Here is a 7245-nt window from a genome sequence, read left to right on the forward strand (position 1 = left end):
CTCGTAGGCCTCGTCGCGGCGCACCCGGGGGAGTCCGAGGGGCGGCGGCTCGGGTGCGGGTTCGCGTGCCACCGTCCGCTCGGCGAGGTGCGGGAACTCGCTGACCCCGGTGACGGGTTCACGCCGCTTTGCCAGCTTCGCGCTGCGGGCCGCCCAGGTGGCGGCCAGCTCCTCACCGACTCGACCCGACCGCAGGGCCGCCGCCTGGCCGCCCTCCTGCTCGATCCGCTGGAAGAACTCCCAGCCCGCGTGGGCGAGTTCGTCGGTGAGGCGTTCCACGTACCAGGAGCCGCCCGCAGGGTCGATGACCCGGGCGAGATGCGACTCCTCGACCAGGATCGTCGAGGTGTTGCGGGCGATCCGGCGCGCGAACGCGTCCGGCAGGCCGAGCGCGTGGTCGAAGGGCAGCACGGTGACGGACTCGGCGCCGCCCACTCCGGCGGCCAGCGTGGCGACCGTCGCACGCAGCATGTTCACCCACGGGTCCCGGCGGCTCATCATCACCGGCGAGGTCACCGCGTGCTGCACCTGCCCGCCCGGCGCCCCGCAGACCTCGGCGACCCGGGCCCACAGCCTGCGCGCCGCGCGCAGCTTGGCGATGGTCAGGAACTGGTCCGCGGTGGCCGCGTACCTGAACTCCAGCTGGGCGGCGGCCTGTTCGACGCTCAGCCCCGCCCCGGTCAGCTCCCGCAGATAGGCGACACCGGTCGCCAGCGAGCTGCCCAGCTCCTGCGCGGCGGACCCGCCGGCCTCGTGGTACGGCAACGCGTCGACCGTCAGCGCCCGCAGCCCCGGGTACTCCTCGGCGCACAGCCGCGCGAGAGCGGCGACGGGCGCGAAGTCGAACCCGTCGTCCCCCGTACGGGCCTCATGGCCCAGGGGGTCGGCGCCGAGGTTGCCCCGGGCGGCGTCGCGCTCGACACCGCGCTCCTCGTAGAGCCGCAGCAACTCCCGTGCGGCGGGCTCGACTTCACGCCCCGCTTCCAGGACGACAGGCGCCAGGTCGAGGTAGACGCGGTCGAGGACCCGGCCGAGCGACGAGACGGGGAAGCCGCCCGTGCCGACGGTCAGCCACAGCGAGGCGACCCCGTTCTCCAGGTCCGCGAGGACCGCGCCGTTGTCGGCGGCCGTGTGCCGCTGCCGTACGTCCCAGCCGCCGAGGGTGTTGCCCTCGGCGCGGCCGCCCCTGGTGAAGGGGGCGAAGCCGGGCAGGCCGGGATCCGGCGCGGAGTCGAGTGCGCTGTAGAGGGGCCGGGCGCGCAGCCCGTCCTCGAGCGTGGTGGACAGGGCGTCCTCAGCTGCGTCGTCCGAGACTTCCTTGCCCGACTTGCGCAGTACGCCCGCCACGAGGCGTTGCCACTGCTCATGGGTCGCGTCAGGGAACTCGGCGGCCAGCGAGAGCCCGTCGTCAGGCAGGACCGTCATGCTCGGATGCTAGGTCAGATCCACAGGTGAGCAGCAGAGGGACCCGCTGTGACCTTGACCTCCCAGGGGTCCCCTTGATCCGCGGGCAGGGTCGTACTACGGACCACGACAGCGCGGGCCGGCCGCGCACCGGCCGGGCGCCGCGTCACCGCGAGCTGTCCAGCGCTCCCGACATCAGCCGGTGGAGAACCTCGGCCAGCAGATCGGTGCCGGCGCAGGTCTCCCGGTCCTGTGTGAACTCGCCCTCGTTGTGGGAGACGCCCTCGACACTGGGCACGAAGAGCATGATCGCGGGTGTGACATCCTTCATGTTCACCGAGTCGTGGCCCGCGATGGTCATGACGGTTTGGTGGCTGAGCCCCAGGTCGTCGGCCGCCTGGGCGGCGAGTTCGACGCCGGTCGCCGGGAACGGCGCCACGGCCCACCCGTGCGTCTGGACCTGCTCGATCGTGACCGACGCACGCTCCTCGATACCGGGGATCGACTCGGCCAGCCTCTTGGCCGCCGCGTCGAGCAAGGCCTCGTCGGGGGAGCGCAGGTCCACGTGCATGCGTACCTCGCGCGCCACCACCACAGGAGAGTTGGGCAGGACTGTCATCTCGCTCACCGAGGTGTGCAGCGGCGTGTCCGTGCTCTCCTCGGCCGGCTCCCGCACGGCCACGACGAGGAGCGAGGCGCCGAACAGGGCGTCACGGCGGTCCGCCATGATCGTGGAGCCGGTGTGCGACTGCTCGCCGCGGACGACGACCTGGTACTTGCGGGCCGCCCAGGTCGAGTCCACCAGCCCGATCATGGTCCCCGCGTTCTCCAGGTCACGGCCCTGCTCGATGTGGATCTCGGCGTACGAGGCCACCTCGGGTCCGGCGTAGTCACCGATCGTGCCGATCTCGCGGAGGGCGGCCTCGACCGTGGTGCCCGCGGGATCGCCACGCCGACTTCATCACCGGGCAGATGTCATGCGGTAGTTGATGACCTCCTCGATCGTAGAGGAACGCCCCGCGGAAACGAACAGGGGAGCAGCTGGCGGGGCCTCTCACCGGGACAGCTCAGAGCCAGTCCCGCCGCTTGAAGATGAAGTACAGGCTCACGCACACCAGGCCCATCAGGCCGACCGCGAAGGGGTATCCGAAGGTCCAGCCAAGCTCGGGCATGTCCTCGAAATTCATGCCGTAGATCGTGCCGACGAGGGTCGGGGCGAACAGGATCGCCGCCCAGGACGAGATCTTCTTGATCTCCTCGTTCTGTTCGAAGCCCGCCTCGGCCAGGGCCCGCATCTCCGCGTTCTGCTGCTGGGTGACCAGGGTCGCGTTCACCGTGAGGATGTCGGTGAGGGCCTGGCGGAAGCCGTCCACACGTTCGCTGGTGTGGGTGACGTGGTCGGCGACGTCGCGGAGGTAGCGCTGGAGTTCCTCGTCGGTGCCGTACTTGGCGAAGCCGGCCATCAGGCCGTGCAGCATGCCGACCAGGGGGCGGGTGGCGCGCTGGAACTCGACCATCTCGCGGGAGAGTTCGTAGATACGGCGGGACACCCAGGGGTCGCCGCCGAAGACCTCGGTCTCGATCTCGTCGATGTCGTTCTGGACACCGGAGACGACCGGGGCGTAACCGTCCACGACGGCATCGAGGATCGCGTACAGGACCGCCTCGGGGCCGAGCTTCAGCAGCTCAGGCGTCTCCTCCATACGGCGGCGCACGGCCGAGAGGTCGGGGGCCGCGCCGTGCCGGACCGTGATCAGGAAGTCGGGGCCGATGAACACGTGCAGTTCGCCGAAGTCGACCTCCTCCGACGCGTCGAGATACCGGGCGGCGCGCAGCACGACGAAGAGCGTCTCGCCGTAACGCTCCAGCTTCGGCCGCTGATGGGCCTCCATCGCGTCCTCGACCGCGAGCGGGTGGAGGTCGAACTCGGCAGCCAGGGAGAGGATTTCCTCCTCCGTCGGACGGGCCAGGCCGATCCACGCCATGCCGTCCGGCTGTTCCCGCAGCTCACGGAACGTGTCCGCGAGGGTGGCGGGGTTCGCGACACGCGTCCCGTCGCGGTAGAGCGCCGCCTGTACGACGCTGCCGACCTCCGGGGGAGCCGGCTCGGCCGGGACCTGACGCGGCGCCGGGGGATCCGCGGGCGGTGGCGTCGCCTCAGGTACGGCGCGCCGCCACACCGGCTTCCGGCCGCCCCCCGAAGGCGGCGCGGGACGGCGGGCTCGGCGGTCTGACATCGCGGCAGCCTCCCTGTTGATGTGTCGCGTCTGCCGAGCATGTCGAACAAGTCGAGCATCTCGAACGTGCGTCTAGGCGATCACCGAGCAGGATATACGGGTCAAATGGCGTGAGCGGGTGCGCGGGGTAGGGGATCGACAAGGGTTGCGGACAGAACTTGTCCGCAAGTCCCGCTACCGTGCGGAGCATGACGAAGACGACCTCGACCGCCCCCGTGCTGAGCGCCCGTGAGCTGAACCGCGCGACCCTCGACCGGCAGCTGCTCCTGCGCCGGGTCGCCATGTCCGCGACGGACGCCGTCGAACACCTCGTCGGCCTCCAGGCCCAGAACGTGAAGCCCCCGTACTACGCCCTCGCCGCCCGCCTGGAGGGATTCGCGCCCGAGGAACTCTCGGCCGCCATGGAGAAGCGCGAGGTCGTACGCATCGTGACCATGCGCTCCACCATCCACACCCACACCGCCGACGACTGCCTCACCCTGCGGCCGCTCGTGCAGGCCGCACGCGAGCGGGAGCTGTACGGCTTCCGCCACGGGCTCGCCGGCGTCGACCTCGACCGGCTCACCGCGATCAGCCGGGAACTCGTCGAGACCGAGCCGCGCACCCTGAAGCAGCTGCGCGAGGCACTGCTCGTCGAATGGCCCGACGCGGACCCGCTGGCCCTCGCCATCGCGGCCCGGTGCCGGCTGCCCCTCGTCCAGGTCACCCCGCGCGGCCTGTGGGGCCGCAGCGGACAGGTCGCGCTCACCACCGCCGAGCACTGGCTCGGCCGGCCCGCGGAGCCCGCGCCCGCCCCCGACGCCACCGTCCTGCGCTATCTCGCCGCCTTCGGCCCCGCCTCCGTCAAGGACATGCAGACCTGGGCCGGTCTCACCCGGCTGCGCGAGGTCTTCGAACGACTGCGGCCCCAACTGGTCACCTTCCGCGACGAGCACGGCGTCGAGCTCTTCGACCTGCCGGACGCGCCCCGCCCGGACGCGGACACCCCGGCCCCGCCGCGGCTGCTGCCCGAGTTCGACAACCTGCTCCTCTCCCACGCCGACCGATCCCGGGTGGTGTCCGCCGACTACAAGGGCCGTTCCTGGCAGGGCAACCAGGCCTACTGCACGCTTCTCGTCGACGGCTTCCTGGAAGGTATTTGGCGGCTGGAGGAGTCCCCCGACGAGGCCGTGATCACCATCGAGCCCTTCGGCACGCTCAGTAGGCGGCAGCGGGAGGAAGTGACCGAGGAAGCGCCGCGGATGCTGTCGGTGCTGAGCACGGCGTCCTCGTACGACATCCGGTTCGGGACCGTCGTACGGGGCTGACGGCGGAGACGGGACGCGACCGATCCGGAGACGGGTGCGGGGAGGGGGCGCTCGATGGTCCGTCAGTCCGTACGGCCTGTCGTAGCGACCGTCAGCCCGAGGCCGACCATCGTGAGGCCGCCCGCGCCGCCGATCATCGACAGCCGGCGGTCCGAGCGGGCGAACCAGCTGCGGGCCGTGGCCGCGGTCAGACCCCACAAGGTGTCCGTGACCAGGCCGATGGTTATCGGGATCAGGCCCAACAGCAGCATCTGCAGGGGCACTTGACCCGCCGAGTGGTCGACGAACTGGGGGAGCACCGCGGCGAAGAAGACGATGCCCTTCGGGTTGGTGACGCCGACGAGGGCGCCGTCCAGGACCGTCCGCAGATCGCCGCGGGCGGGCGCGTCGGCCCGCTCCGTGATGTCCGAGGCCCTCATCTCCTTGCGGTGCCGGAACGCCTGGACGCCGAGGAAGACGAGATAGGCGGCCCCCGCCAGCTTCACCGCCATGTAGACGGTCACCGATCGTTCCACTATCGATCCGACGCCCACGGCGACCGCCACGACCAGCAGATACGAACCGAAGACGTTCCCCAGCGCCGTCGCCACCGCCGTGCGTCGGCCGTGGGCGAGCGCCCTGCCGATCACGAACAGGACGCTCGGCCCCGGGATCATGACCACCAGCAGCGACATCGCCGCGAAGGCCAGGAACCGATCCGTCGACACCATGCCCGTCCCCCCTCACGCATTACCCGGCACCCATGACCCGCACCTGAATCCATTGAAACAGGCGCCACCGACAACGCACCCCGGACCGGTCCCGGCACATGGATAGGGGGCGTTGCGGGCCGCTCGTGGAGGCCCGCAACGCCCCCTGGCTCAACCTGAGGCGTGCTCAGGAAGTCATCGGGACGGCACTACGTGAGTGCTAGGAGTTGACCTGCGTCGTCACCAGGCTGGAGAAGGTGGTCAGGCGGGTGTAGACGCCGGGGTACTCGGCGTCCGCGCAGCCGTAGCCCCACGAGGTGATGCCGGCGAGCTTGCCGCCGATGATCAGCGGGCCGCCGCTGTCGCCCTGGCAGGTGTCCACGCCGCCGGAGGTGTAGCCGGCGCAGACCATGTCGGAGGAGATGTAGGACGAGCCGTACGCCGAGGAGCAGGTGGCGTTCGAGACGGTCGGGACCGTGGCGGTGCGCAGCTGGTTGGAGGAGGAGCCGCCCGAGCTGGTGGTGCCCCAGCCGAGGATGCGGGCGGTGGTGCCGGCCGTGTACGCGCTGGTCTCGGAGGAGGAGACGTAGCTGATGGGCGTGTACGGCATGGAGGTCGACAGGGTCAGGACGGCGACGTCGTCACCCTGCTCGGCGGCCACGTAGCTCGGGTTGATCCATATCTTGCTGACCCGGCTGACCGTGCCGTTCGTGCCGTTGCGGTAGGTACGGCCGCCGACGACTCTGACGCTGCTCGTGGTCTCGTCGACCATGCAGTGGGCGGCGGTGACGACCTTGGTCGCCGACACCAGGGTGCCGCCGCAGAACTGGTTCTGCGAGGAGTCCGTGATCTGCATGACGTACGGGTACGCGGCCGCCGTGGTCGTCGAGCCGCCGACGATGGGCTGGGGAGCGGCGCTCGCGGTGTTCGCGCCGAGCAGACAGGTCGTCGCCGCGGCCGCGACCGCGGCGGTGACGGCGGCGGCCTTCTTGGCAAGGGTGAGCCCGAACATGGTTCTCCTCAGGAGTGCCGGTGGGGGGTGCACTGTGGGGGTGGAGCGACAGCCTGCGGGGTGAGTCCCACGCTAGAAGCGGACCGGCTCTCTCCCCAATGAGGGAACTCCCTGCGGGAGTTGACGAGGGAAAACCCTCGGTCGTGCCTCTGCCTGCCCCTCCCGGCCGCGGGTCGGGGGCAGTTGCCGGGCCGCGGGCGTGCCGCCGAACCGCGACGCTGACAGCCAGCAGCCAGCAGCCAGCCGCCTGCGCGCCAGCCGCCCGCGAGCTCGGCGTCCGGCGCCCTGGGCCAGGCGACCATCACCGGGCTTCCGTCCACCCGCGGGCATCTCCCGGCTTCCGCCCACCGGCGGGCACCTGTCGGCTTCAGCCGCCCAGCGACGATCCGCCGCCCGGGCGAGTACCTGCGGGCGGGCGCCTGTCACCCAGCGAGCACCGCTCCCCGGAAGCCGCCCGCGCCCGGTGGGCACGGGTCCCAGGGACCGCCTGCCCCTGGCGGGGCACCGCGGCTCGGAGTCGCCCACGCCCGGCGGGCACGGGGCCCAGGGGCCGCCTGCCCCTGGCGGGGCACCGCGTCTCGGAGTCGCCCGCGCCC

Annotated in this window: 6 protein-coding genes; 1 reads left to right on the forward strand and 5 read right to left on the reverse strand. The window is 71.4% G+C overall.

The window, feature by feature from the left end; translation table 11 throughout:
- The 3 genes from O3Q52_RS45415 to O3Q52_RS45425 all read right to left on the reverse strand — a co-directional run.
- A partial coding sequence (locus tag O3Q52_RS45415; protein ID WP_269654355.1) for a methylmalonyl-CoA mutase subunit beta occupies positions 1-1425 on the reverse strand: 1425 nt, incomplete at its 3' end.
- Positions 1426-1570: 145 nt separating this feature from the next.
- Positions 1571-2278, reverse strand: a complete 708-nt coding sequence (locus O3Q52_RS45420; protein ID WP_269654356.1) for a M20/M25/M40 family metallo-hydrolase — start codon at positions 2276-2278, stop codon at positions 1571-1573.
- Positions 2279-2471: 193 nt separating this feature from the next.
- Positions 2472-3641 (reverse strand): magnesium and cobalt transport protein CorA, encoded by a 1170-nt coding sequence (locus O3Q52_RS45425; RefSeq protein WP_269654357.1) that lies wholly within the window; start codon positions 3639-3641, stop codon positions 2472-2474.
- Positions 3642-3829: 188 nt separating this feature from the next.
- Here O3Q52_RS45425 and O3Q52_RS45430 point away from each other — a divergent pair, with 188 nt between their 5' ends.
- On the forward strand, positions 3830-4948 hold the full coding sequence (locus O3Q52_RS45430) for a winged helix DNA-binding domain-containing protein (RefSeq protein ID WP_269654358.1): 1119 nt from the start codon (positions 3830-3832) through the stop codon (positions 4946-4948).
- A 62-nt stretch (positions 4949-5010) separates the two neighbouring features.
- Here the strand turns inward: O3Q52_RS45430 and O3Q52_RS45435 are convergent, their stop codons facing one another.
- Both O3Q52_RS45435 and O3Q52_RS45440 read right to left on the reverse strand, forming a co-directional pair.
- Entirely contained in the window at positions 5011-5658 is a 648-nt protein-coding gene (locus tag O3Q52_RS45435) for a LysE family translocator (protein WP_269654359.1), read from the reverse strand.
- Positions 5659-5857: 199 nt separating this feature from the next.
- Entirely contained in the window at positions 5858-6649 is a 792-nt protein-coding gene (locus tag O3Q52_RS45440; RefSeq protein ID WP_269654360.1) for a trypsin-like serine protease, read from the reverse strand.
- Positions 6650-7245: the final 596 nt, after the last annotated feature.

Source organism: Streptomyces sp. ActVer (assembly GCF_027270795.1).
In the GTDB taxonomy this organism is placed as follows: Bacteria; Actinomycetota; Actinomycetes; order Streptomycetales; family Streptomycetaceae; genus Streptomyces; species Streptomyces umbrinus_A.